The organism is Pseudomonas sp. PvP100 (genome assembly GCF_017833055.1).
In the GTDB taxonomy this organism is placed as follows: Bacteria; Pseudomonadota; Gammaproteobacteria; order Pseudomonadales; family Pseudomonadaceae; genus Aquipseudomonas; species Aquipseudomonas syringae.
On sequence record NZ_JAFIBO010000001.1, the window covers coordinates 3,309,803 to 3,333,326 of the forward strand.

General features: G+C 58.1%; 24 protein-coding genes. 9 read left to right on the top strand and 15 right to left on the bottom strand.

The features are described 5' to 3' along the window. Nucleotides 1-9 precede the first annotated feature (9 nt). Both JOE39_RS14030 and purU read right to left on the bottom strand, forming a co-directional pair. Entirely contained in the window at nucleotides 10-204 is a 195-nt protein-coding gene (locus JOE39_RS14030; RefSeq protein WP_096134477.1) for a hypothetical protein, read from the bottom strand. A gap of 77 nt (nucleotides 205-281) precedes the next feature. Further along, complete coding sequence (gene purU, locus JOE39_RS14035) at nucleotides 282-1,133, bottom strand: formyltetrahydrofolate deformylase (RefSeq protein ID WP_003413243.1); 852 nt, start codon at nucleotides 1,131-1,133, stop codon at nucleotides 282-284. A gap of 358 nt (nucleotides 1,134-1,491) precedes the next feature. Between purU and mvaT the strand changes: the two genes are divergently transcribed. Continuing rightward, on the top strand, nucleotides 1,492-1,872 hold the full coding sequence (gene mvaT / locus JOE39_RS14040; RefSeq protein ID WP_002554971.1) for a histone-like nucleoid-structuring protein MvaT: 381 nt from the start codon (nucleotides 1,492-1,494) through the stop codon (nucleotides 1,870-1,872). 72 nt (nucleotides 1,873-1,944) lie between these two features. Here mvaT and sbcB read toward each other — a convergent pair whose 3' ends face one another. Beyond that, the gene (gene sbcB, locus JOE39_RS14045) at nucleotides 1,945-3,375 is read right to left on the bottom strand and encodes an exodeoxyribonuclease I (protein ID WP_210078626.1); all 1,431 of its coding nucleotides are present in this window, start codon (nucleotides 3,373-3,375) and stop codon (nucleotides 1,945-1,947) included. Between the two features lie 180 nt (nucleotides 3,376-3,555). On the opposite strand from sbcB, the gene JOE39_RS14050 reads away from it, so the two are divergent. From JOE39_RS14050 to JOE39_RS14065, 4 genes are read left to right on the top strand one after another with little or no spacing between them, the layout of a single operon-like run. Further along, a complete protein-coding gene (locus tag JOE39_RS14050) occupies nucleotides 3,556-4,281 on the top strand; it encodes an RDD family protein (RefSeq protein WP_046266335.1) in 726 nt (241 codons plus the stop codon). After that, nucleotides 4,278-5,258, top strand: coding sequence for a stage II sporulation protein M (locus JOE39_RS14055; RefSeq protein ID WP_129429973.1), 981 nt, complete (start codon nucleotides 4,278-4,280; stop codon nucleotides 5,256-5,258). Before JOE39_RS14050 ends, JOE39_RS14055 begins: the two co-directional genes overlap by 4 nt. Further along, complete coding sequence (locus JOE39_RS14060) at nucleotides 5,245-6,834, top strand: DUF4129 domain-containing protein (RefSeq protein WP_210078625.1); 1,590 nt, start codon at nucleotides 5,245-5,247, stop codon at nucleotides 6,832-6,834. Before JOE39_RS14055 ends, JOE39_RS14060 begins: the two co-directional genes overlap by 14 nt. Then, on the top strand, nucleotides 6,831-8,048 hold the full coding sequence (locus JOE39_RS14065) for a DUF4350 domain-containing protein (protein ID WP_065093644.1): 1,218 nt from the start codon (nucleotides 6,831-6,833) through the stop codon (nucleotides 8,046-8,048). The genes JOE39_RS14060 and JOE39_RS14065 overlap by 4 nt, the downstream gene beginning before the upstream one ends. Nucleotides 8,049-8,409: 361 nt before the next feature. Here the strand turns inward: JOE39_RS14065 and JOE39_RS14070 are convergent, their stop codons facing one another. The 8 genes from JOE39_RS14070 to JOE39_RS26345 form a co-directional block, all read right to left on the bottom strand. Then, nucleotides 8,410-8,970, bottom strand: coding sequence for a hypothetical protein (locus JOE39_RS14070; protein ID WP_010423989.1), 561 nt, complete (start codon nucleotides 8,968-8,970; stop codon nucleotides 8,410-8,412). Between the two features lie 20 nt (nucleotides 8,971-8,990). After that, complete coding sequence (locus tag JOE39_RS14075) at nucleotides 8,991-9,317, bottom strand: hypothetical protein (protein ID WP_116817492.1); 327 nt, start codon at nucleotides 9,315-9,317, stop codon at nucleotides 8,991-8,993. A gap of 114 nt (nucleotides 9,318-9,431) precedes the next feature. Continuing rightward, a complete protein-coding gene (locus tag JOE39_RS14080) occupies nucleotides 9,432-9,899 on the bottom strand; it encodes a hypothetical protein (protein WP_024665149.1) in 468 nt (155 codons plus the stop codon). A 44-nt stretch (nucleotides 9,900-9,943) separates the two neighbouring features. Next, on the bottom strand, nucleotides 9,944-10,246 hold the full coding sequence (locus tag JOE39_RS14085; RefSeq protein WP_010423979.1) for a hypothetical protein: 303 nt from the start codon (nucleotides 10,244-10,246) through the stop codon (nucleotides 9,944-9,946). Nucleotides 10,247-10,358: 112 nt separating this feature from the next. Then, nucleotides 10,359-10,661, bottom strand: coding sequence for a hypothetical protein (locus JOE39_RS14090; RefSeq protein WP_010423977.1), 303 nt, complete (start codon nucleotides 10,659-10,661; stop codon nucleotides 10,359-10,361). A 208-nt stretch (nucleotides 10,662-10,869) separates the two neighbouring features. Then, nucleotides 10,870-11,547, bottom strand: a complete 678-nt coding sequence (locus tag JOE39_RS14095) for a hypothetical protein (RefSeq protein ID WP_010423975.1) — start codon at nucleotides 11,545-11,547, stop codon at nucleotides 10,870-10,872. 135 nt (nucleotides 11,548-11,682) lie between these two features. After that, nucleotides 11,683-12,021: a tyrosine-type recombinase/integrase gene (locus JOE39_RS26340; RefSeq protein WP_235202855.1), complete on the bottom strand. Its 339-nt coding sequence runs from the start codon at nucleotides 12,019-12,021 to the stop codon at nucleotides 11,683-11,685. A gap of 33 nt (nucleotides 12,022-12,054) precedes the next feature. Then, complete coding sequence (locus JOE39_RS26345) at nucleotides 12,055-12,228, bottom strand: hypothetical protein (RefSeq protein ID WP_245227011.1); 174 nt, start codon at nucleotides 12,226-12,228, stop codon at nucleotides 12,055-12,057. Between the two features lie 534 nt (nucleotides 12,229-12,762). On the opposite strand from JOE39_RS26345, the gene JOE39_RS14105 reads away from it, so the two are divergent. Both JOE39_RS14105 and JOE39_RS14110 read left to right on the top strand, forming a co-directional pair. Continuing rightward, nucleotides 12,763-13,803, top strand: a complete 1,041-nt coding sequence (locus JOE39_RS14105; protein WP_003418672.1) for a MoxR family ATPase — start codon at nucleotides 12,763-12,765, stop codon at nucleotides 13,801-13,803. Continuing rightward, a complete protein-coding gene (locus JOE39_RS14110; protein WP_210078624.1) occupies nucleotides 13,800-15,143 on the top strand; it encodes a DUF58 domain-containing protein in 1,344 nt (447 codons plus the stop codon). The genes JOE39_RS14105 and JOE39_RS14110 overlap by 4 nt, the downstream gene beginning before the upstream one ends. A gap of 28 nt (nucleotides 15,144-15,171) precedes the next feature. Here the strand turns inward: JOE39_RS14110 and JOE39_RS14115 are convergent, their stop codons facing one another. Beyond that, nucleotides 15,172-15,531: a PilZ domain-containing protein gene (locus tag JOE39_RS14115; RefSeq protein ID WP_003345371.1), complete on the bottom strand. Its 360-nt coding sequence runs from the start codon at nucleotides 15,529-15,531 to the stop codon at nucleotides 15,172-15,174. A gap of 203 nt (nucleotides 15,532-15,734) precedes the next feature. Further along, nucleotides 15,735-16,130, bottom strand: a complete 396-nt coding sequence (locus tag JOE39_RS14120; protein ID WP_003345370.1) for a lipoprotein — start codon at nucleotides 16,128-16,130, stop codon at nucleotides 15,735-15,737. A 176-nt stretch (nucleotides 16,131-16,306) separates the two neighbouring features. On the opposite strand from JOE39_RS14120, the gene pyk reads away from it, so the two are divergent. Beyond that, the gene (gene pyk, locus JOE39_RS14125; protein WP_003345368.1) at nucleotides 16,307-17,758 is read left to right on the top strand and encodes a pyruvate kinase; all 1,452 of its coding nucleotides are present in this window, start codon (nucleotides 16,307-16,309) and stop codon (nucleotides 17,756-17,758) included. Nucleotides 17,759-17,878: 120 nt separating this feature from the next. On the opposite strand, the gene JOE39_RS14130 is transcribed toward pyk, so the two are convergent. Further along, complete coding sequence (locus JOE39_RS14130; protein WP_210078623.1) at nucleotides 17,879-18,817, bottom strand: iron-sulfur-binding ferredoxin reductase; 939 nt, start codon at nucleotides 18,815-18,817, stop codon at nucleotides 17,879-17,881. Between the two features lie 179 nt (nucleotides 18,818-18,996). Between JOE39_RS14130 and JOE39_RS14135 the strand changes: the two genes are divergently transcribed. Next, nucleotides 18,997-20,520 carry a fumarate hydratase gene (locus JOE39_RS14135; protein ID WP_003418683.1) on the top strand — a complete coding sequence of 508 codons (1,524 nt, stop codon included), beginning with the start codon at nucleotides 18,997-18,999 and terminating at the stop codon, nucleotides 20,518-20,520. Between the two features lie 85 nt (nucleotides 20,521-20,605). Here JOE39_RS14135 and JOE39_RS14140 read toward each other — a convergent pair whose 3' ends face one another. Continuing rightward, nucleotides 20,606-23,413, bottom strand: coding sequence for an RHS repeat-associated core domain-containing protein (locus tag JOE39_RS14140; RefSeq protein WP_210078622.1), 2,808 nt, complete (start codon nucleotides 23,411-23,413; stop codon nucleotides 20,606-20,608). Nucleotides 23,414-23,524: the final 111 nt, after the last annotated feature.

Below are 23,524 nucleotides of genomic sequence, written 5' to 3' on the forward strand. Positions count from 1 at the left end.
GGGTTTGACTCACTCATCCTCTTGTCCCCCCTCCTCCTCAAGCCCTTCACCAGGCGCTTGCTGCAGCTCGCGCCACAGTGCTGCGGCACCGTCGAAATCAGTGCCGTTTTCAGCAGTCAGTTCAGCAGGGTCATAGCGGCTCAGGCAGCCTTCGCCAAGCGTTGCCGGAGCGGTGGAAGTGGCTTTGTCGAGAGGATCGGTCATTGGCTGTCACCTTGCGCGTTGCACCCTTGCCGACAGCTGAGTCGGGAGCGCGACAGACGCGCTCCGGAAAAGATAGATCAGCCGAAGACGACTGTCTTGTTGTCGTGAACCAGAACGCGGTCTTCCAGGTGAGCGCGCAGGCCGCGCGCCAGCACCATTTTTTCCACGTCGCGGCCGAAACGCACCATGTTTTCGATGCTGTCACGGTGACTGACGCGCACGACGTCCTGCTCGATGATCGGACCGGCGTCGAGCTCTTCGGTCACATAGTGACAGGTCGCGCCGATCAGTTTGACGCCGCGCAGCGAGGCCTGGTGATAAGGCTTGGCCCCGACGAACGATGGCAGGAAGCTGTGGTGGATATTGATGACCTGATGGGCATATTCACGGCACAACTGCGGCGGCAGGATTTGCATGTAACGCGCCAGAACCACGACATCAGCCTGGTGATGACCGACCAGACGCGATACCTCGGCGAATGCCGGCTCCTTGTCTTTGGGGTCCACCGGAACATGGTAGTAAGGGATGTTGTGCCACTCGACCATGCTGCGCAGGTCCTGGTGGTTTGAAATCACACAGGCGATGTCGCAGTCGAGTTCGTCACTGTGCCAACGGTGCAGCAGGTCGGCCAGACAGTGCGATTCGCGACTCGCCATGAGCACGACGCGCTTCTTCTGCGCCGAGTCGGTAATGCGCCAGTCCATCGAAAACTCTTCGGCAATCGGCGTGAAGGCTTCACGGAAGCCGTCCAGGTCAAAAGGCAGGGTGTCGGCACGGATCTCGTGACGCATGAAAAACCAGCCGCTGAGATTGTCAGAATGATGACTCGCTTCGGTGATCCAGCCGTTATGGGACGCCAGAAAGTTACTGACTTTGGCAACGATGCCTACACGGTCCGGGCAAGCAATCACCAGACGAAAAGTGCGCATTGGGGGAAACTCCAGAACTTCGCAAAGCCGCTATTCTAGCGGCTGCGCAGCAAAACTGCAGTATCTCTGTTGCCTGAATTCAGATGCCGAAAAAGCACACCGCCAAGGCCAAAGATTGCACCTTGCCAGTATGCGTTTTCCGGGTGCCCATCGCTAAACAAAACCTGTAATAAGAAGGGCTTTATAGGGGCGATCTTTTGAAGGAAGCGTGACGCGCTCCTAGTTCAGACGTCTGTAGGACGCGTGTATATTGCTAAATAATTCAAATAAAACTTTTATTTAATGTTTACTTGCTCATTTACAGTGACTATTATTGCCGCACTGTATCCCTGCAACCCTCACAACATAAGGTCTCCTCATGTCCCTGATCAACGAATACCGCGCTACAGAAGAAGCCATCAAAGAACTGCAAGCCCGTTTGAAGAACCTGTCGCAGGACGACAAACTGCAAACCGAGCTGGAATTCGAAGGCAAACTGCGCACGCTGATGGGCGAATACCAAAAGTCGCTGCGTGACATCATTGCCCTGTTGGATCCGGATGCCAAGGTAAACAAGGCCCCCCGTGGCGGCGCTGTTAAACCTGCCGGCACCAAACGCGCGCGCAAGGTCAAGCAATACAAGAACCCGCACAACGGTGAAGTCATCGAAACCAAAGGTGGCAACCACAAAACGCTGAAAGAGTGGAAAGCCAAGTGGGGCAGCGACGACGTTGAAAGCTGGGCCACTTTGCTGGGCTAAGCTTCACCAGATCGCGGTTCATTGCGATTGCAAAAACGCCAGCCTGCTGGCGTTTTTTATTGCCCGGTATTTTTATACGCCCAGACGGTTACTCAGCTTGTTGGCGTAATTCTGCCACTGCCGCAACACCTCTAACTGCTCTGGCGCGGCACTAAGGGAGCATTCTACCCAAGCGGCCGTAAAGTCATGCAGGGTGTTGGGAGCGCCCCATTCCGGGCTGCGCAAGCGCTGCTGACAGAAATCCCGCCAGCGTGTTTGCTCTTCGCCACTCAAGGTGTCAGGAAAGTTACGAGCGCGATACCGGAATAACAATTCAGGCAATCGGGCATCATCAAACGGCCAGGCGTCACGCGCCAGTTGTTCGGGCTCGGCCTGCCGAACTTGCTCACACAGTCGACGATCACGGTCACCTATAAAACCGTCATATAACTGCTGTTCGGGATCTTCACTTGCGACGAAGTCGTCCTTGCCGTAAACGGCCGCCAGTTTATCGTGCCAAACTTCGCGGCGTTCACTCAATTGCGCTGCGCGTGCCTGATAGCCGGCCATGTCCAGTTGCAGCCGCTGCTGATCTTCGCTGCGCAGCACCCCCAGCGGCGCGATCACCGGGCAACGGTTTATATGCAAGAGTTTGAGCGGCACGGGCAATTCGCCGTCGCCCAGCGCGTCGTGCCGCGTATATAAACGCCGCTTGAGTGTTTCAGCGCCCTCGTGCAACAACGGTGAATGATCCAGGTGCAGATCACACACGATCAGCGCGTTGCGATTATGCGGGTGCCAGGCCAACGGCAGCACCACGCCCAGGTAATTGCGCGCCGCAGAAAAGCGTCCCGAAATATGCACCAGAGGCTGCATCAGGCGAACCTGTTCCTGGACTTTCTGTTTGCTGCGCAATGCAAACAGATAGTCGTAAAGCTTCGGCTGCTTTTCACGAATCAAACGTGCCAGCGCAATAGTTGCACGCACATCGGATAACGCGTCGTGCGCCTGCCCGTGATCAATACCATTGGCAGCCGTCAGCCGCTCCAGTTTAAGCGTGACCCGGCCGTCCTGTTCCGGCCAGACAATGCCATCGGGGCGCAATGCGTAGGCAGCCCGCACAACATCGATCAGATCCCAGCGACTGTTGCCCCCCTGCCATTCGCGCGCATAGGGGTCGAAGAAGTTGCGATAAAAACTGTAGCGCGTGACTTCATCATCAAAACGCAAGGTGTTGTAACCCGCGCCACAGGTTCCCGGAGCAGACAGTTCGGCATGTACGCGCGTCATGAAATCGGCCTCGCACAGGCCTTTTTCTGCCAGCGTGGCCGGGGTGATTCCGGTAATCATGCAGGCGGCAGGATGAGGCAGGATGTCATCGCTGAGCTGGCAGTGCAGATTGACCGGAGGCGCGATTTCATTGAGGTCGGTATCCGTGCGAATTCCGGCCATCTGCAGCGCACGATCGTTGCGCGGGTTGATACCGGTGGTTTCGTAGTCGTACCAGAAGATGCTGGAGGTCACGGGCTGATCCTGAACAAAAGACCGGCGAAGTGTAGGGCGTGACAGGTGTCATTGGCTAATCGGGTCGTATCCGGCGCACCGGGAAATGTTTTCTTACAGCCCGCGTATTGAATGGTCGGTTGCTTAGCTCCGCTGCGGTAGCTAGCATCAGTTTTGGTTTTCAGGCGCGTCCTTCCGACAATGTCATCCCGTCCCGCTTCGCCAAGGAGTGCAGCGCTGCCCACGCCGTTGGACACGCGCATTGAAATCGAGACGCCAGAAGGCATCGATATGCTTCTGCGCCCTGCCGGGCTGGTTTCCCGCGCATTGGCGTTCGGCATCGACTTCGCCATTCGCGCAGCCCTCCTCGGCGTGTTCTTCGTGCTTCTGCAGCTGTTCGACAAGCTCGGCATGGGTCTGGCCGCTCTGGTGTTTTTTCTGGTGAACTGGTGGTACATGGTGCTGTTTGAAGTACTCAACCAGGGACGCACACCGGGCAAGCGCCTGCTCGGGCTGCGGGTGGTGCATGACGACGGCACGCCCATAGACTGGTCTTCTTCGCTGATCCGCAACCTGCTGCGCTTCGTCGACATGCTCCCGCTGGGCTACGGGCTGGGGGCGATCACTTGTCTGAACCATCCGCTATTCAAACGGCTGGGTGATCTTGCCGCCGGAACGCTGGTGATTTACAGCGACCGGCCGGTGGCGCGCCCTACCCTGCCGCAGGCCGAACCGGTCATGGTGCCCTTTGCCCTGCGTCTGGATGAACAGCGGGCGGTGCTCGGCCTGGCGGAGCGGCAGGCTGAACTGTCCAGCGCGCGAACCCAGGAACTGGCGGCCATCCTCGCCGAACCCTTGCGTATCCCCGCCGACACGGCGGTCGCTCATGTAAACGGCATCGCCCGCAACCTGCTGGGGCCGACATGAAGCAGAGCCTGTTTGAAACCCGCCATCAGCAGGAGTGGCAACGCTTCGAGCAGCGCCTGACAGCCCTTGAACAGGGCAAGGGCGATCTCGGCGGCGGCGCGAACTTTCCCGGCGATTATCGGCGCCTCTGCCACCACTTGGCGCTGGCACAGGAGCGTGGCTACAGCAGCCATTTGGTCGACCCCTTGCATCAGTTGGCCATGCGCGGTCATCAGCAACTTTACCGCCACCGCAGCACTGCCGGGGTGCGATTGCTGAGCTTCGTTCTGAGCGGCTTTCCGCGACGCGTGCGGACCGAATGGCGCTTTGTACTGGTTGCCAGCCTGCTGCTGTTCGGCAGCCTGATCGGCATGGCGTTGCTGGTCTATGGTTTTCCACAACTGATCTACAGCGTCGTCAGCCCCGAACAACTGGCAGACATGCAGAGCATGTATGACCCGTCGGCCAGCCGGGTCGGTCAGCCCGTCGAACGGGGTTCCGATACGGACTGGATGATGTTCGGCTACTACATCATGAACAACATCGGTATCGCCTTCCAAACCTATGCAAGCGGCTTGCTGTTCGGGCTGGGCAGTCTGTTCTTCCTGCTCTTCAACGGGCTGATGACCGGCGCAATCGCCGGGCACCTGACAGACATCGGTTACGGGCAGACCTTCTGGCCCTTCGTCATCGGTCACGGCGCCTTCGAGCTGACGGCCATCGCCCTCGCCGGGGCGGCGGGCCTCAAACTGGGCTGGGCCTTGCTGGCTCCGGGAAGACTGACGCGCAGTGCCGCATTGCGCATCGCCGCGCGGGCCAGCATGCAGCTGGTCGGCGGGGTGATCCTGTTTCTGCTGATCGCAGCCTTCATCGAGGCCTACTGGTCATCGATGACCTGGCCCGGGCCCCTTCTCAAGTACCTGACAGGCGCCGTCCTGTGGGTGCTGGTGGCCGCGTATCTGACTCTGGCAGGACGTACACCTCATGCGCCTGACTGAGTCGACTGTTGCAATACGCCCTCGCTCGCCCTGGGAAGCCATCGACCTGGGCGTACTGCTCGCCGGGCGGCACCGCGGTGTGCTGATGAGCAGTTGGGCAATCGTCACCCTGCCCTTTTTCTGTGTCCTCAGTGCACTGTTCTGGGATTACCCCACGGCCGCCATCCTGCTGTTCTGGTGGCTCAAACCTGCGTTCGAGCGGTTGCCGCTGCTGATCCTTTCGCAGTCACTGTTCGGTGCCACGCCGACACTGCGACAGGCCCTCAAGGCCTGGCCGGCGACCCTGAAGGAGCAACTGCTGCCCAGCCTCTTGTGGCGACGTCTTTCCCTGAGTCGCAGTTTCCAACTGCCGGTGCAGCAATTGGAGCATCTGGCAGGCACCGAACGCGCCCTGCGCATCGGCCTTCTCAGCCAGAAAGACCTGCGTGCCGCACAGCTGCTCACCATCGTTGGCGCACACCTGGAATACGCACTGTGGATAGGCCTGCTGGTCCTGCTTTACGCCCTGATACCGCAGCAAATCCAGATCGACTGGCACTGGATGAGTCTGCTCGACGTCGAAAACCAATGGCTGTGGATCGACCACCTGACCAACCTCTTGTATGCCCTGGCGCTGATACTTTGGGAGCCTGTGTATGTCGCCTGCGGCTTCACGCTGTACTTGAATCGCCGCACGGTTCTTGAAGCCTGGGACATAGAACTGATCTTCCGACGCCTGCGGCAGCGCCTGATCGGTACGGCCTATGCCGTGTTGATGGGCGTCGGGCTGATGCTTTCGGCAGCGCCAGAACCGGTCTGGGCCGATCAGCGAAGCTACAGCTGCCCGTTGCCGGAATCCGCCCCTGCGCAATCCGCTCCGTCCGTGGCGGCGCCCGACACGCCGCGCCTGACCCGCCAGCCCCTGACCAGCGAAGCGGCACGCAGCCAGATTCACAACGTTCTGCAACAGCCGCCCTTCCGCAACCCCCGGACCGAAACGGGCTGGCGCTTTCCTGAAAAACAGAAAGGCCAGTCTGCGGCGCGGGACACGCGTGATCAGAGCTGGCTGATGACCTGGCTCAACCGGCTTCTGCGCGCAGCGAGCGCCCTGGCCAGCCTGATTGAAGTACTGCTGTGGGCCGTGTTCATCGGGCTTGTGGGACTGGTGATCTTTCGTTACCGGGACTGGTTCAAGACCTTCGTTGGCCGGAAGACCGGCAAGGCCAAAACCACCCGCCCTACACCCGAGCAGCTCTTTGGTCTGCAAGTGAATGCTGAAAGCCTGCCCGACGATGTTGCTGGCCGGGCCGAGCAGCTCTGGAACAGCCAGCCTCGCGAAGCGCTGGGTCTGCTGTACCGCGCCTTGCTCAGCCGCTTGCTGAGCGACTATCGATTGCCCTTGAAAAATGCCGATACCGAAAGTCAGGTACTCGAACGTATCGCCGCGCTCAACCAGCCGCTGCTGAGTGAGTTCAGCCGCACGCTGACCGCACACTGGCAAAACCTCGCCTACGGGCATCGCCTGCCACCAGCCCATGCCCGGCAGGAACTCTGCGATGGCTGGCGTCGCCTGTTCAACCAGGCAGCGCAGCCATGAGCCGCCGTACCGGACTGCTGATCGGGCTGCTGGTTCTGTTGCTGCTGGCAAGTGGCGCGCTGTTTCTGAGCACTCAGCTCGAGCGCTACGAGAAAACGGTCGATCAGGGCCCCTCGCCAGAGGCGAAGGCCAATCCCTGGCTGGCGGCCGAACATTTTCTGCGTGGCCTCTCTGTTACAGTGAATACCGTCGATACGCTGGCCCAGCTTCCCGACCCGAGTCAGAGCACCCAGACCCTGCTGCTGCTTGATGACCGGGAAGACATGACGCCGGCGCAAACCCAAAAGCTGCTGGACTGGGCCGAAGCAGGCGGGCACCTGCTGTTTGTCGCCGAACAACTCTGGGACGAACAAAAAGGTCGCAGCGGCGATCTGCTGCTGGACAGTCTGCAGATTCATCAGTACCTCACCAAAGACATCAATGCCAAGGAACAGCAGCTGACCGACGCTCAGCCGCCACTGCCCATCCCGCTGATGACGCCCGCCCCCAAACACAAGAAGATGCCCTGGCCGGAGCTGACCCGCCTGTACCTGGAAAACGAGAGCGCCCCGGCCTACATGAGTTTCGATCCGGCGTTTCACCTCGAAGACCCGGAAGATCACGCCCAGTCCTGGGCGAACAGCGCCGATGCCACGCACCTGCTGCAGATAAGCCGGGGCACTGGGCTGATCACGGTTATCACGGACGCCAACCTGTGGAAAACCCGCTCGATCGGCCACTATGACAATGCCTGGCTGCTCTGGTATCTGACGCAGGACAGCCAAGTGACCCTGGTGCTGCAAACCGAACACGACAACCTGCTGAGCCTGTTGCTGCGCAACTATCCTCAGGCGCTGCTGACGCTGGCACTGCTGATCGGCCTGGGTCTGTGGCACATCGGTCTGCGCGAGGGCCCGTTGCGCAGGCCCGCACCACTTGCACGCCGCCAACTGACCGAGCACCTGCGCGCCAGTGCCGAGTTCCTGCGCAAACACACCGGGCAGCAGACGCTGATCAAACGCCTGCAACAGGACATCCTGCGTCGCGCCCGCCAGCTGCATCCCGGTTTCGAGCGGCTGGTCGTTGCCGAACAATGGCAAGTGCTTGCACGCCTGACCCGTCAGCCCACCAGCGCCATCAGCGACGCGCTGCGCCCTCGCCCGCCGCAACGCCTGTCACACAGCGAATTCACCCGCCAGGTAGCCCACCTGCAAACAATCAGGAATGCCCTATGAGGCACCACGTTGCAACTGAAACCTTTCTTTGACGAGACATCGATTTTTCCTATCGTTCGTCGGACAGGCCATCCAGTGCGGCCACAGGTAAATATTGCGACCGGGCAAGCGGCGCGTTTCCTAGATCAAAAGATATCCCACCAACGGCGAGTATCGAGGCTGTCTTTCCTACCTCGCGATTTCCTGTAAACGTAAAGGCTCAAGCGCCCCGTAAACACTGCGACAAAAACGACCAGAAACCAGAATCCGTCGACATCAATCCAACCAATCAGCTGACGGTGGAAAACCGCGAGTAGCACGAAAATCGCCGCGACTAGATACGCAAATTTTCGATTAGTCATAGCACTCTCATAGGATTTTCCTACCAAATGTCACCGGGCTTATGAAATCCCCCATCCCTTAGCTGCTGTAGGTAGTGTTCAAGGTTACTCGACACTTTCTCCAAAACGCTCGGCAAGTATGGCACCAACTCCGAAAAGTCTGATCCCACAGGACCACCATGGTAGTGCCGGCAGTGCTCTAGAACCGCGTCACGCTCAGCGGCTGGAAGCTGCTGCAACGGATCTCTGTCGTTGTAATCGTGCAAATTGGATAAATGGATGAAAGCACAACCAAATTTGTAGACGGATCGAGCCCAATTTTGGAGATGCTGTGCCAGCTCAACCATCTCATGATCCGTTACACGACCGCGCCCATTGGGTTGCCGCCAGAGCTCACCATTCACGGAAGCGATAATTAATTCATCACGCCGTGCAGGTTCCTGAGCCAATAGGTAGATGACCCTAACCATTGAGTCCAGCTCTTGACGCAGAATTGCCATCATCTGACTTGGGATATTTGCAGCCGACACGAGCTGCATAGCCCGTTTGTGATCAGTAGATCGCAAGGCAATCTGCCGAGTAAAAACAGCTACTTCTTCCATGTTGGTATCCTCGCCTTTTCCTAGCTGTTCCAAACCTTCCACACCGGTTGCGATGCCTCACAGGCAGTAATCCAGTCGCCAATTTCCTGAATCATCTGCTGGGCCCGCTCCTCGTCGATATCGCCAATGTCTAATTGATGCCACACGAAGCCAAGAAACGTACCCACTCCTTCGGGGAATTTAACGTTATCTTGATTCAGATTCATTTCCAGAAAGGGTGCGCCTTCGCAGTCCGCGTCACCATTAATCGCCTGATGTGAAATGTGCCATCCAGTGTCGATCTTTTTGACTCGGAGTGAGGTGTTTGCTGACCAGCGAAGTGTTCGATAAGTAAGCTTGAATTCCATGGTTCTTCCCTTCATTGAGGTCCAGACGTTCGTGGAGCTGGTGTTGGACGGGGTGACTTGTCACCGCAGCTGGCAGTAACAGCCCAAAACATACAAAGGGTGGTTTTCCTAGATTCAGCCGTGGGCAGCTGCTTGCTGCATGAGTTCGTCAAACTTTCGCTCTGATACCCCTTGATTCCGTCTCAGTTTTTCGAGACTGAGTTCGATAAGGCGAAGGTCATCGCGGCATTTTTTCTCACTGAACTTGGTACCGTTAGCAAAAACGTTTTCTGCACACGCGGTTGCGTCGGCAATACACATCGCGAGAAATTCTTTCTGACCTTTAAGGTAGTCGGAAGCGATTGCTCGGAGTTCAGGTTGAAGGCCGCTATCAAGACTCAAGCGAAGGATCAACGTGTTGTTTTCCCGCTCCAGTGCGTACCATTCGGAGCGGGCCGCCTCGACCTTGAGTAAGACTGTCTGCTGCAGCAGAAATCGCTCCGCTGCTCTGGACCTGCCTTGTGCCCGTTCAGCGCGCCATAGCCCAAACAGGGATACTGCCAATGCCAACAGCGCTGCAACTGGAATTTCATCAAGGTTCATAGGCTCTTTTTTCCTTGAAGACCCGTCGAACTGGGGCGGGGTCGCTAGAGACTCTTGGCCGCTTCGGAAATTTCAGCGATCAGCGCTTGCAGGTCGGCGGCGTCTTCAGGCTTAAGCGCGATCTGCCAGAACAAATCGCTGCCGCTACCACCGCACACGTTGACAACTGGAATTTTGTTGACTGTCATTGTGGTGTCCTCGAAGCGCAATTGGCCCAACTTGACGGCCATCTTGGTGTATGGCTGCCCAATGCTCACATGCAAGTGAAACGGAGACACCTCGAACTTGACTGGTTGAGCACCCGATAGGGTGGCAATTGGGTAATATTCACGGGTTTGCATCAGCATTTATAGCGTCTCTTAGGGTTAATTCAAACTTGATGTAGTGGGCTGAAAACGCCCTGTTTTTACGTCCTCGGCCCAGCATGGGCTGATCTTCGTGTGCGCTTGGTACGCTTTCCTACTTACTTTTACGATCTGAACGTGCAGCACTCCATAGCTCGATTTGTTCCCTGCACTTTTCAAAATCACCCACCAGGTACGTCTTATCCTCTGGCAGTACGGCGACATTGCCTTGTTTGAAATGCTGCATCTGATGGGAAATGCTGATTTGCTGAGCGTGAGCCTGACTGATTTTTGCTTTGCTGATAACGTCGAGCAGTTCAGCAGGAACAGATGCTGGAGTTAGATAAAGCTCATCTCGGTAGGGAGTGCCCGTCAGGGTTTCAAACTCCTCAAGTGCTTCAAGATAGGTACTATTCATAGAGCCTGCTTCGTTCTTGAGGACGCGAAAACCGCATCCTGACACTGCCAAAGCCCGCAACTCGGCGGGCTTGTGAATGCAGCGACTTTTTCCATTGTTCATGGATCTGGTTGTAGACGGATTGACTTGACGTTCTTGACGGCAGCAACCAGCAAGTCCGTGGGAGAGATAGCAGCTTTTTTAGCAAACAACTCAGACGATCGACTGGTCAGTCGACGCAGACCAGTCGGGCTTGGAGATCGAGAACCAACGTTTCTATCTCAATCGTGAGTCCTTTCATACCGTCAGCTGTACTGCCCATCCCAATCAGTGAAGCCATTCTTTTAGCGTCCTGGACGTAGCTCGTATTGATATCCTCGGCGTTTTCGAGCTGGACTGAAAGCAGCGCTTGGCTACTGCGTTTTTGCAGCTCTGCGTTAGCGTATTCGCGTGCTCGCTCGGTATCAATATTGTTCATGTTGACCATAGCAATTAGGCCTTTTGCACGCATGAAGAACCTGACGATTAGTTGCGCAGTTTCAGTAGGCAGTTGCGCTAAACACGTAGGGGCAGAATCAAAAATGGGAAACGAATTTTCTCCCACAGGAAAAACGCAAAGGTAGGGCACACCGTCGGGCAGCTGCATCAGATCTGCAGCATACTCATCTCGATAGACGTTCCAAGCGGTGGTGATCTCTACCAAAATCAGCTTAGCCGTATTGGCAAGGACCAGCTGATGTTCAGCGTCAATCTGTACTTTTTCCTCGCGCCGCTCTTGTGCTGCGCGATTCAATTCTCCCTTCTGAGTAAGATGCGTAGCCCACATGGTAAACAAGCCACCGACGATCGCACCTACGAGTGCTATCCAGAGTTCTTTCAAATCAGTGAGCCAGAGCAATAAATTCACTTGCGAATTCCATTTCTGTTTGAGGGAAACTGAGGCCTTGGTCGTAGCTGAGCAACCGATTCTTGCTCGAAGATGAATCCAACCCACACTACTGATGTCGCTATGCCAGTGCAACCTCGAATGCACGTCGAATTGTCACTTGGTTACAGTCAAATAAGGCTTGCTGTGATCAAGGCAGGCGTGCCCCAAGATGGTCTGCACTGTCTCAACGTCGCCTGTAGCGGCCAACACTTTTGCTGCCAGGGAGCGCCTGCCGCTGTGCGATGCCCCCTGCTTGATACCGGCTTGCCGGTATAGCCTACTGATGGTCTGCTGGAGCGAATCACAGGCCCGGTAAACTTCTGGCCATCCGTCCAGCTCACGGTGCTTGAACGCCAGTTCAAAGGCTTGACCCTTGTGTGTGGTGACCAGTTTTGAACTTGGGCGCAGGCCTCGGTATTCAGCATCGCCAGAAAGGCCCCAGCGGCGCTGCAAGCGAACCGCTATCCAGCTTTCTAAGGCGGCAACTCATCGTGGATGGGTCAGGTACACATTGCGCGGCCGGCAGCCCTTGGTGATCTCTGCGCGAAGATAAACATCGGGCTTGATGGCCCCACTGGGATACAGCACGTCTGCGACCTCCACCAAGGCCAGCTCGGTTACGCGAACGCCAGTGGTGTGGGTGAGCCACAAAAGCATCACGTCGCGCTCTGGTAGACGGCCAGTCACGGATGCTACGCGGATCAAGTGCTTGAATTGTCTAGGACGAAGGGATGTTGCTCGGCGGATAGACTCTGTCATAGGGGTTCTCTGTCAGGATTGGTAACGAATCGCGAACGATCCTGAGAGAGTTGGCAGGGACCTCCTGAACAGATTACAGGCAGGCGTTCCTTGGTATTCACGGAAAATGACACAGCTCACACCTAGGTGGTGTTATTCCAAGCCCAAGCTGTTTGTTTAAATGGACTGCTGACCTTCGAGCCACGAGGCACCCATTCAGAAAAGGCATCCTTCCGCAGATTTCTACCTTTGTTGCAGACAGCAGCTACGTCAGTGCAATTGAATGGCATGCACCAACACGCCGCATGCCCTGAGCGGTTACCATGGAAATAATGCTAGGCGAGAGAGGAAACACTCCGTCGCTGCGCACAAAAATCACAAAAAAAGTTAAATCAGGTAAGTAATTGATTTATGGACGATAAATCAAATGTAACGGTTAATAAGGCTCCAGAACTTATGAGCGATCAAACACCCGCCCCATCAGGCAGCAGCACAGAGTCACTTGCCGAGCCCGCAGCCGAATCCACCACCCAGTTGCAGCAGCGGCAGCGTGCCAGCCAGCTGGCTCAGGCGTTGCGCAATGAGCTGCAAAAGGCCGTGATCGGACAAAATGCGGTTATCGACGATGTGCTGACCGCGCTGATTGGCGGCGGACATGTGTTGCTGGAAGGTGTTCCGGGACTTGGCAAGACGCTGCTGGTTCGGGCGCTGGCCAGTTGCATCGGCTGCGAATTCGCCCGCATCCAGTTTACGCCGGACCTGATGCCCAGCGATGTCACCGGTCATGCGGTGTACGACATGCAGACCGAGCAGTTCAAGCTGCGCAAGGGGCCGCTGTTCACCAACCTGCTGCTGGCCGACGAAATCAACAGGGCACCGGCCAAGACCCAGGCGGCTTTGCTCGAAGCGATGCAGGAGCGGCAAGTCACCCTTGAAGGGCGCGCGCTGCCGATCCCGCAGCCGTTCATGGTGCTGGCGACCCAGAACCCCATCGAACAGGAAGGCACCTATCCATTGCCTGAAGCTGAACTGGATCGCTTCATGCTCAAACTGCGCATGGATTACCCCGAAGCGCAGGAAGAGCTGAACATGGTACGTCAGGTCACCCGCTCGTCCCGGGCTGACATGCTGGATGTGCGACCGCTCAGGGTCATCATGCAGGCCCGCGAGGTTCAGGCGCTGCAACGCATTGCCAGCGAACTGCCCATCGATGAGCAAGTGCTGGACTACGCCGTGCGACTGGCTCGCAGCACGCGCACCTGGCCAGGTCTGAGTCAGGGCGCAGGCCCTCGCGCTTCGATTGCGCTGGTGCGTGGTGGGCGGGCCCGAGCCGTGTTGCGTGGCGGCGAGTTCGTGACCCCGGACGATATCAAGGGCTGTGCACTGGCGGTGCTGCGACACCGGGTCAGGCTGTCGCCTGAGCTGGACATCGAAGGGCTGTCGGTGGATCAGGTGCTCAGGCAGATCCTCGACCAGGTCTCGGCACCGCGCCTGTGAAACAGGTCCTCAAGCCGTCGATAACGCTGCTGCGCTGGCTCGGCGGACTGATGGGCGTGGCCTTGCTGCTCGGAACGTTTCATGCGCTGGGCATCGAGTATCCGGCAAAAATCGACGACCTTTACTGGGGGGCATTGCTGGCCCTCGTCGTCGTGAGCGTGCTTGATGCAATCTGGCTACTCAGAAGCCCCTCGCCACGCGTGCAGCGCGAGCTGGCGGGCAGTCTGACGCTGGACCGCTGGAACGAAGTCCGGCTCGACGTCCAGCACGACGATCGCAGACCCGTGATCATGCGGCTATTCGATCATGTGCCGCACGGGCTGGAACACGAAAACATGCCTCAGTCCCTCACCTTGGCCGCACGCGGCAAAGGCAGCATCGGCTATCGCCTGCGCCCGTCAAGCCGGGGTCACTTTACGTTTGAGCAGTGCGAAATCAGCCTGCCGGGAACGTTGCGCCTGTGGACGACACGACGCTACCTGGCAGTGCCCGGCAGCACGCGGGTCTATCCGGATTTAGCCCGCCTCTGCGGCGGTCAATTGATGGCGGTGGATAACTGGCTGAGCCAATTGGGCATACGCCAGCTACAACGCCGCGGGCTGGGCATGGAATTCAACCAGTTGCGTGAGTTTCGCGAGGGCGACAGCCTGCGCCAGATCGACTGGAAAGCCACCGCTCGCCAGCGAGCGCCCATCGCACGGGAATACCAGGACGAGCGGGATCAGCAAATCGTTTTCATGCTCGATTGCGGACGTCGGATGCGCAGTCAGGACGGCGACCTGTCTCACTTCGATCACGCCCTCAACGCTTGCCTGCTATTGAGTTATGTCGCGCTGCGTCAGGGTGATTCTGTCGGTATTGCGACCTTTGCCGGCGAGCAGGATCGTTATCTGGCGCCGGTGAAGGGGCCTGGGCAGCTGAATCGGGTGCTCAACACGGTCTATGACCTGCAGACCACCCGGCGCCCCGCTGACTACAGCGCCGCCGTGCGCCATCTGATGGTTCGTCATAAAAGACGTTCACTGGTGGTGTTGATGACCAACTTGCGCGATGAAGACGATGAGGAACTGCTGGCCGCTGCCAGGCAGCTCGGCAAACAGCATCGGGTACTGATCGCCAGTCTGCGCGAAGAAGTCCTCGACGGCCTGCGCCACTCGCCGGTACACACCTACGATGAAGCACTGAGTTATTGCGGGACGATCGACTTCCTCAATGCCCGCGCTTCGCTGCACGATCGTTTGAGCGCGCAAGGCATCGTGATCATGGATGCGCGGCCAGGAGAACTGGGCCCACAGCTGGTCAACCGTTACATGAGCTGGAAAAAGGCAGGTACGTTATGAACGACGCCCTGCCCGTCAGGCAGCAGCCTCAGGCAGAGGCTTCGTAGGAGGGGTAAAAACAGAAGTACTGTCGCAACAGCTGCACGAACTCCAGATACTCTGTCGAGACCTGACACAATTCAAAACCGGAGTCATAGCTGCCTGGTGTCTCGTCTTCGTGACACCAGAGGCACCTGGCGCTCACATCGATGGGCTGTCCGACGTTGCCATTCGGTAGTTTCAGGCACAGATCGAATCTCGCGCCCACCAGCACCGGCAGGCTGCTGATAAGCATCAGCCCCTCACCGGACACATTCCCCAGACACCCCACCAGCTTGCCGGTATGACGATTGAAAACCTGCAAATAATCCTGCAGTTGATGACGTTCGATTTTCCGCTCTTTATACATGGCAAGCTGCCTTCCGAGACCGATGCTGCGACCACGCGGCACCGTGTGTTCGTTGCGGACTTCTAATGCGCTGCACGACAGAGGCTATCCAGGAAACAGTCTCGACCCGGAGCCCTGCAGCTCGTCCGCTTTGTGACCTCAGCCTAGCTCACAATTATTCGAAATCCACCCGAACACAGCACCTTCCATTCAAACGAGGGTAATTATTTCGATACAGGAGCGTTTCGAACAGGTACAGGTATGGGTCTGGCAGGTTGAGCCCTGGGGTAAAGACCTGTTTGCGCCAGCGTGTCGAGTCTGGCGCGTGCACGGAAGGCGTATTCACTTTCTGGATACTGCGCCATCAGGAATTGATAGGTCTGTGCCGCGTCGACATACAATTTCTGCCGTTCCAGGCACTGGCCGCGCAACATCGACACTTCCGGCTGGACATAACGGCGCGAGCGGCTCTGGCGTTCGACCTTGGAGAGATCGAGCATCACCCGATCACAGTCACCTTCCTGATAGGCACGGTAAGCGTGATCAAGGTTGGAATTCATCGCCCAGCGGGTGCAACCGCTGAGCGCAGTCAGTAATACAACAATCGTTACAATACGCATGGGACTCTCCTGTTCTCTGCCCTGTATCGGCGTCACAGCCTGTTTCTTCAGGCCAATAGAGCGCCGGTTGTCAGCCGATTGCCCTCCCGGACCCTGACACGGTAGTGCAAAGGAACAATGACTAAAGACCCAGACAGGAGTAGCCTCTCGCTGCGCTTCAATTAAGGAGTTTGTGCATGACCGTTCGCCGCACCAAAATCGTCGCCACACTTGGCCCTGCCAGCAATTCGCCGGAAGTCATCGAACAACTGATCCTTTCGGGTCTGGACGTTGCTCGTCTGAACTTCTCCCACGGTACTCCGGACGAGCACAAGGCTCGCGCCAGGCTGATCCGCGAAATCGCCGCCAGACACGGGCGCTTCGTCGCTCTGCTGGGCGACCTGCAGGGTCCGAAGATCCGTATCGCAAAGTTCACCGACAAGCGAATAGAGCTGAAGGTCGGTGACAAGTTCACCTTCTCCACCGCTCATCCGCTGACCAGTGGCAACCAACAGATCGTGGGTATCGACTACCCGGATCTGGTCAAGGATTGCGGCGTAGGCGACGAGTTGCTGCTCGACGATGGTCGCGTGGTCATGCGCGTCGACACCCAGACCGCTAACGAACTGCACTGCACCGTGCTGATCGGCGGCCCGCTGTCCGACCACAAAGGCATCAACCGTCGTGGTGGTGGCCTGACGGCGCCGGCACTGACCGAAAAAGACAAGCAGGACATCAAGCTCGCTGCCGAGATGGACCTCGACTACCTGGCCGTTTCCTTCCCGCGCGACGCCGCCGACATGGAATACGCTCGCCAGTTGCGCGACGAATCCGGTGGTACGGCCTGGCTGGTGGCCAAGATCGAACGCGCCGAAGCCGTTGCCAACGACGAAGTGCTGGATGAGCTGATCCGCGCCAGTGACGCGGTCATGGTCGCTCGTGGTGACCTGGGCGTTGAAATCGGTGATGCCGAACTGGTCGGCGTACAGAAACGCATCATCCTGCACGCTCGTCGCCACAACAAGGCAGTGATCGTTGCCACGCAGATGATGGAGTCGATGATCTCCAGCCCCATGCCGACGCGTGCCGAAGTGTCCGACGTGGCCAACGCCGTGCTCGACTACACCGACGCTGTGATGCTGTCGGCCGAAAGTGCTGCAGGCTCCTACCCGATCGAAGCGGTTCAGGCCATGGCCCGTATCTGCATCGGTGCTGAAAAGCACCCGACCGGCAAGACTTCCAGCCACCGTATCGGTCACTCGTTCACCCGTTGCGATGAAAGCATCGCGCTGGCGGCCATGTACACCGCCAACCACTTCCCGGGTGTGAAGGCGATCATCGCACTGACCGAAAGCGGCTATACCCCGCTGATCATGTCGCGCATTCGCTCTTCGGTGCCGATCTACGCGTTCTCTCCGCACCGTGGTACTCAGGCGCGTGCAGCGATGTTCCGTGGTGTCTACACCGTGCCATTCGACCCGGCAGCCCTGCCGCCAGGTCAGGTCAGCCAGGCCGCAGTCGACGAACTGCTCAAGCGTGGTCTGGTCGAGCAAGGTGACTGGGTCATCCTCACCAAGGGCGACAGCTACCACACCATCGGCGGCACCAACGGCATGAAGATTCTGCACGTTGGCGACCCATTGGTCTGATCGCAGCACACAGCAAGCCAAGGCCCCGTCTCGCAAGAGTCGGGGCCTTTTGCGTTGGGTCAGCCCTGCGAATCATGTGATTATCGTGCCGAAGAACGAGAGCTGTAACTGACGTCACTCTTAATCCCGCGCCACAAACACATCCGCCAGCAACTGATTACGCGGCAGACCTGCCAGGTAGAGGCGTTTGGCGAATATCTCCACGCTGTCGGCACTGCCACACACCAGCGCCATCGCGTGCCGAGACAACAGGCGCAGTTCAGCCAGGGTTGCCTGTAGCGTCTGCGGGGTAACCAACTGAACATGCACTTGGGGATAACGCTCAGCCAGGGCGCGCAGTTCATCGGCCAGGTAGTGCTCCTGGCTGTCGCGGGCCAGATGAATCACGCGTATGGCGCCCTGATGGTCCTGGCGCAGCGCCTCGCGCAGTACACCCCACAAGGGCCCGAGCCCGGTGCCGGCGGCCAGCAGCAACAAGGGTTTTTCCTGCCAGTCCGGGTCGTAACGCAGCGCCCCGCCACGCAACTCGCCGAGCCTCAGGGCGTCACCGACCTGTAACTGGCGGGCAACGTCACGGAAGGCCCCGGGCTGCAGGCAGTCAATGTGAAACTCCAGAAATGCATCCTCACCGGGAAGGCTCGCCAGCGAGTAAGGCCGCGCAACACCGCTCTCGGTCCACAACACCTGGTGCTGCCCGGCGCTGTAGCGCAGCGGTCGCGCTGGCTCCAGACGCAAACGCAGCACCGATGCAGAGAGCCAGTCGCAGCCTGCCACCGTGGCAGGCAGGCCATCACGCTGTGGGTCAAACACCTCGACAGCCAGATCCCCCGTCACTCGGCACTGACAGGCAAGCCGCCAACCCTGCTGGCGCTTTTCGACAGGCAGCGCGTCGGGCAAAGCGTCTTCAGGCTCGCCCTTTACGACGCGCACCAGACACGCATGGCAACTGCCGGCACGACAGCTATAAGGGACCGGAATACCGGCATGGTTCAGGGCGTCGAGCAGATTGCTGGCCGATGCCACCGACCAGCTAAGCTCACCCACATGCAATTGAGGCATCAAGACGGCCTGTGCAGAAAATAACGGCGATTGTACAGACTGGCCTGTCGGGCGGGTTATACTGCCGCGCCTTTTTGCGCCCGCTATCGCCACCCTGACAGCTCTGGTTCAAGCCGCAGTTCCAGACTGCCGCCGATAGCGTAATTGAATGTTCCCGTCCTTACAGAGGAGCGCGCCGCATGACCGTGATCAAGCAAGACGACCTGATTCAGAGCGTTGCAGACGCACTGCAGTTCATTTCCTATTACCACCCCGTGGACTTCATCCAGGCCATGCACGAGGCGTATCTGCGTGAAGAGTCGCCTGCCGCTCGTGACTCCATCGCCCAGATCCTGATCAACTCGCGCATGTGCGCGACCGGTCATCGCCCGATCTGCCAGGACACCGGCATCGTCACGGTTTTTGTGCGCGTGGGGATGGATGTTCGCTGGGACGGCGCCACCATGGGCCTGGACGACATGATCAACGAAGGCGTGCGCCGCGCGTACAACCTGCCTGAAAACGTGCTGCGTGCCTCGATCCTTGCCGATCCGGCAGGCGCTCGCAAAAACACCAAGGACAACACCCCGGCCGTCATTCACTACTCCATCGTCCCGGGTAACACCGTGGAAGTAGACGTCGCGGCAAAAGGCGGCGGCTCGGAAAACAAATCGAAGATGGCGATGCTCAACCCGTCCGACTCGATCGTCGACTGGGTTCTGAAAACCGTTCCGACCATGGGCGCAGGCTGGTGCCCGCCGGGCATGCTCGGCATCGGCATCGGCGGCACCGCAGAAAAGGCCGCGGTCATGGCCAAGGAAGTGTTGATGGAGTCCATCGACATTCACGAACTGAAAGCCCGCGGCCCGCAGAATCGTATCGAAGAGATGCGTCTGGAGCTGTTCGAGAAGGTCAACCAGCTGGGCATTGGCGCTCAGGGCCTGGGCGGCCTGACCACCGTGCTCGACGTCAAGATCATGGATTACCCGACCCACGCCGCGTCGCTGCCGGTGTGCATGATCCCCAACTGCGCCGCCACCCGCCACGCGCACTTCGTGCTCGACGGCAGCGGCCCTGCTTCGCTGGAAGCGCCATCGCTGGACGCCTACCCGGAAATCGTCTGGGAAGCCGGCCCGTCGGCCCGCCGCGTCAACCTCGATACCCTGACCCCGGAAGAAGTACAAAGCTGGAAACCGGGCGAAACCGTTTTGCTCAATGGCAAGATGCTCACCGGCCGCGATGCAGCGCACAAGCGCATGGTCGAAATGCTCAACAGGGGTGAAACCCTGCCGGTAGACCTCAAGGGTCGCTTCATCTACTACGTCGGCCCGGTTGATCCGGTACGCGAAGAAGTCGTCGGCCCGGCCGGCCCGACCACGGCCACCCGGATGGACAAGTTCACCCGGCAGATCCTCGATCAGACCGGGTTGCTGGGCATGATCGGCAAGTCCGAACGCGGCCCGACCGCCATCGAAGCGATCCGTGACCACAAGGCCGTGTACCTGATGGCCGTTGGTGGTGCTGCCTATCTGGTGGCTCAGGCGATCAAGAAATCCCGCGTCGTGGCCTTCGCCGAGCTGGGCATGGAAGCGATCTACGAGTTCGAGGTCAAGGACATGCCGGTGACCGTTGCGGTAGACAGCACCGGCGAATCCGTTCACATAACCGGCCCGCAGATCTGGCAGAAGAAGATCAGCGACAGTCTGGCGGTGGAAGTGCAGTAAGCGCCATTCGGTCAGGTAGCGAATTCGGACTACATTCCGAATTCGTTACCACGGGTTATGCTTTCCTACAGCGAGGAAACCAGGGTTACTGTGAGTGCAAGCGCGCTTTGACCGAATACCTTTCAAAAAAAGCCACCGCAGATGGATTATCGAGTGCTTTTTCAAAATCCAGGCGCGTCTCGAAATCCAAAAACTCCATCTCCTTCCATGCTACAGGCGCATGCGACTGCCACTCTATATAGCTGGAGGACTCAGAAATACGAACGGCATTATCTTGACCGTTCATATGTTGATTGAGCGCTTCCCATGTATCTGGACGCATGTCGCGTATCAACGGGAATACATTCCGGGATGAAGCAAGACTGTCCAGGCTGGCGCCTGTAGAAAGACTGTCCGCTCCGGTGAACGTCATGTAGGACCTTGCTCGATCAGACAAATGAAAAGCCGCACGGCCATAGGTAGGAGCGCCCCCCACTTTCGTGCTGTCCCTGGCGATCTCAAGGGCTCCATAAAGAGGACGGTGGTCTCCCTTGTTCTTTTGCTTTCCTGCCAATGCTGCTTTACGGGTGAGCGCAGATGATGATTTCTCATACTCAAACATCTGATTTTCAAACCTGTCCCTCAACGACGTATAGGTATTTTCTCTCTTCAACGTATGCCATGTATTAACCATGCCCTTACCTTTCAGCGTTGCGAGTTTTTCTGGCTTGATATTGAAGGTCATTGGGGCTGTCTCAAGAACCACGCTCACCGCATCTAAGAGTTCTCCGACACTTCCTGAAGACCTCGCCCCCGTGCGCTTTTTCAATGATTCGATGGCGCTTTCCTTATCCCTTTCCCTCCGCTCCATTATTCTGGGTTGAAGATACGTATCAAAGTGCAGCTTGCTCGCTTCGGCAGCCTGCTTCGCAGCGTTGCTTCGCTCACCAAACAAGCCGGTGTTGTCGACCATGAGTACCGGCGCATTGCCAACAAAACGGTACAGATTCAACCCATCCACAGCCCCCGCCGGGTCCGGATTGATCCACCGCTGCAACCACGGCGCGTAATACCTGAACACGTAATAATAAAGCCCGCTGGCATCGCGCTCTTTACCCGAATAACGCACGGTCTTGTACTTGGCCTCCACTGCACTACGCGCCGCCCACCAGGCCGTGCCGCCAAAGGGGTAATAACTTTCCTGGCTGATCAGACCGCCTTGCTGATCAAGCTCCAGCGTGCTTGAGCCCAGATGATCACCCAGGCTGTAACGCACCTGATCGTTCGCAATAGAATCCGGTTTTCCAGCCTCCCAGTGCAACACCCGCACACTGTTGCGACCCGCCTGAGCCGTAACGACATGAAGGATTTCGCCATCGGCCGTGGTACGAATTTCCAGCCCCGGCAGGTAGCGAACTTCGTTGGTCAGTGTGCGACCTGATGCCTGCGAGGTGCTGATCTTGCGACAACGTTGACCCTGGCCGTCATAGACATAGCGTTCTTCATCGTTCGACCCGTCTTCACGTTGCACGGTGGTGATGTGCTGCAACTGATTACGCGCATCCCAGCCCATAACCTGCCCGCGAACCAGTTGCAGCAGGTTGCCGTTGGCATCAAAGCTCGTGGCGAAATCCACGTCCCCGTCATCGTCGGGCAGGCTGCGATTGCTGTCGGGATCAACGTGCATGTTGCGGGTGAAGTCGTGCGCGCCCTCGTGGCGCATTTGCAGCAGGTTACCCGCAGCGTCGTAGCTGTAACGCTGTGTGTAGTTGCTGACCTGACACGGATCATCCGTCGGCAGAGATTGCAGGCCCGGCAACGCCGGGCCATGGCTGGCACCGTTTCTGACTTCACGGCCGCTGGCTTCGATCAGTTGATACAGCGTGTCGTACTCGAAGCGACTGATCGGTTCGATAAGCTGGTTGTCACAATAGCGGTCTGGCTGGGACGCATCGTTGACCACCACAACATTACCGACCGGGTCATAGCTGTAAATCAGCTTTTGCAACAGCGCGCCATCCGCCGCCATCGCGTTGAGCGCACCGAGCCGACTGTCCTGCGGATCATATTGGAAATGACTGACAACACCATTGCCCGCCGTTTCCTGCTCGACCTGGTCAAGCGCGTTGTAATGAATTTCACTGACCAGCGTCTGCGTCTGTGCGGCACCGGCCAATGTCAGTTCAGCAGTTTTCAGCTGCCCAGCGACGGTCATGCCAAAGGCCTGCGTGTTGCCCATGGCATCGGTCTGCACGAGCACTTCGCCCAGCGCATTGAAACCCCAGCGGGTTTGCAGCCCGACAAGCTCAAGCAGCGCATCTCGCTCTGCTTCGGCCAGCGGCCAGTCCGGACTTTCAGGCGCTTGCAAAAAATGCCGTTTCTCACACAGCGCAGCGCCAAGCAGGCCGTAATCATGCAGCAAACGCGAGCCTGCCGTATCGTCATGGCGAATCAGTTGATTGCACTGGTTATGCTCAACGGCGTCGGCGCCACCATAGGCCAGGCGTTCGACGACAAGCCCCTGCTCTGTCACAGAGACCGAACGCAGCGAACTGTCGTATTCCATCAAGCGCTGAGTGCCTCGCCCGTCCCGGCTTTCAAGCAACTGCCCTGCCTCGCCCATCAGGTTCAGTCGCCAACCCGAGTCGACGCTTTCGCTCAGCAAGGCCGCTCCGGACAGACTGAACCTGACCAGCCGATTTGCCGGGGTCTGCGCTTCGGTTTCCGAGCGACTGAACAGACGCGGATCACGACCGACAACCGGACGCCCTGCCCAGTCATAGCGCTGATGGGTCACCCGCGCGGCAAGAGGCTGCCCGGCCACAGTTCGACAGAACTGCACGCTACGCACGGCCAGCGCACGCGGGTCAATGACCGCCAGTATTGGCGTATTGCTGTGCACAATCGAACTCATGACCTTCATCCATGAAAGTTTGATAAGAACACTATTCCTGCCTGACAGGATCAGTACACGGACGTGCAGCACGAAAAATCAAGCTCATACTTCAAGTACAGACCAGACACC

Bases quoted from the DNA above. Each gene is read 5' to 3' on its own strand.
- JOE39_RS14075 (WP_116817492.1), bottom strand. From the start codon at position 9,317: ATGGAATTCAAGCTTACTTATCGAACACTTCGCTGGTCAGCAAACACC.
- JOE39_RS14105 (WP_003418672.1), top strand. From the start codon at position 12,763: ATGAGCGATCAAACACCCGCCCCATCAGGCAGCAGCACAGAGTCACTT.
- JOE39_RS14140 (WP_210078622.1), bottom strand. From the start codon at position 23,413: ATGAGTTCGATTGTGCACAGCAATACGCCAATACTGGCGGTCATTGAC.
- JOE39_RS14130 (WP_210078623.1), bottom strand. From the start codon at position 18,817: ATGCCTCAATTGCATGTGGGTGAGCTTAGCTGGTCGGTGGCATCGGCC.
- JOE39_RS14115 (WP_003345371.1), bottom strand. From the start codon at position 15,531: ATGTATAAAGAGCGGAAAATCGAACGTCATCAACTGCAGGATTATTTG.
- JOE39_RS14030 (WP_096134477.1), bottom strand. From the start codon at position 204: ATGACCGATCCTCTCGACAAAGCCACTTCCACCGCTCCGGCAACGCTT.
- JOE39_RS14070 (WP_010423989.1), bottom strand. From the start codon at position 8,970: ATGGAAGAAGTAGCTGTTTTTACTCGGCAGATTGCCTTGCGATCTACT.
- mvaT (WP_002554971.1), top strand. From the start codon at position 1,492: ATGTCCCTGATCAACGAATACCGCGCTACAGAAGAAGCCATCAAAGAA.
- JOE39_RS14055 (WP_129429973.1), top strand. From the start codon at position 4,278: ATGAAGCAGAGCCTGTTTGAAACCCGCCATCAGCAGGAGTGGCAACGC.
- JOE39_RS14135 (WP_003418683.1), top strand. From the start codon at position 18,997: ATGACCGTGATCAAGCAAGACGACCTGATTCAGAGCGTTGCAGACGCA.
- JOE39_RS14065 (WP_065093644.1), top strand. From the start codon at position 6,831: ATGAGCCGCCGTACCGGACTGCTGATCGGGCTGCTGGTTCTGTTGCTG.
- JOE39_RS14085 (WP_010423979.1), bottom strand. From the start codon at position 10,246: ATGCTGATGCAAACCCGTGAATATTACCCAATTGCCACCCTATCGGGT.
- pyk (WP_003345368.1), top strand. From the start codon at position 16,307: ATGACCGTTCGCCGCACCAAAATCGTCGCCACACTTGGCCCTGCCAGC.
- purU (WP_003413243.1), bottom strand. From the start codon at position 1,133: ATGCGCACTTTTCGTCTGGTGATTGCTTGCCCGGACCGTGTAGGCATC.
- JOE39_RS14090 (WP_010423977.1), bottom strand. From the start codon at position 10,661: ATGAATAGTACCTATCTTGAAGCACTTGAGGAGTTTGAAACCCTGACG.
- JOE39_RS14120 (WP_003345370.1), bottom strand. From the start codon at position 16,130: ATGCGTATTGTAACGATTGTTGTATTACTGACTGCGCTCAGCGGTTGC.
- JOE39_RS14050 (WP_046266335.1), top strand. From the start codon at position 3,556: ATGTCATCCCGTCCCGCTTCGCCAAGGAGTGCAGCGCTGCCCACGCCG.
- JOE39_RS14080 (WP_024665149.1), bottom strand. From the start codon at position 9,899: ATGAACCTTGATGAAATTCCAGTTGCAGCGCTGTTGGCATTGGCAGTA.
- JOE39_RS14060 (WP_210078625.1), top strand. From the start codon at position 5,245: ATGCGCCTGACTGAGTCGACTGTTGCAATACGCCCTCGCTCGCCCTGG.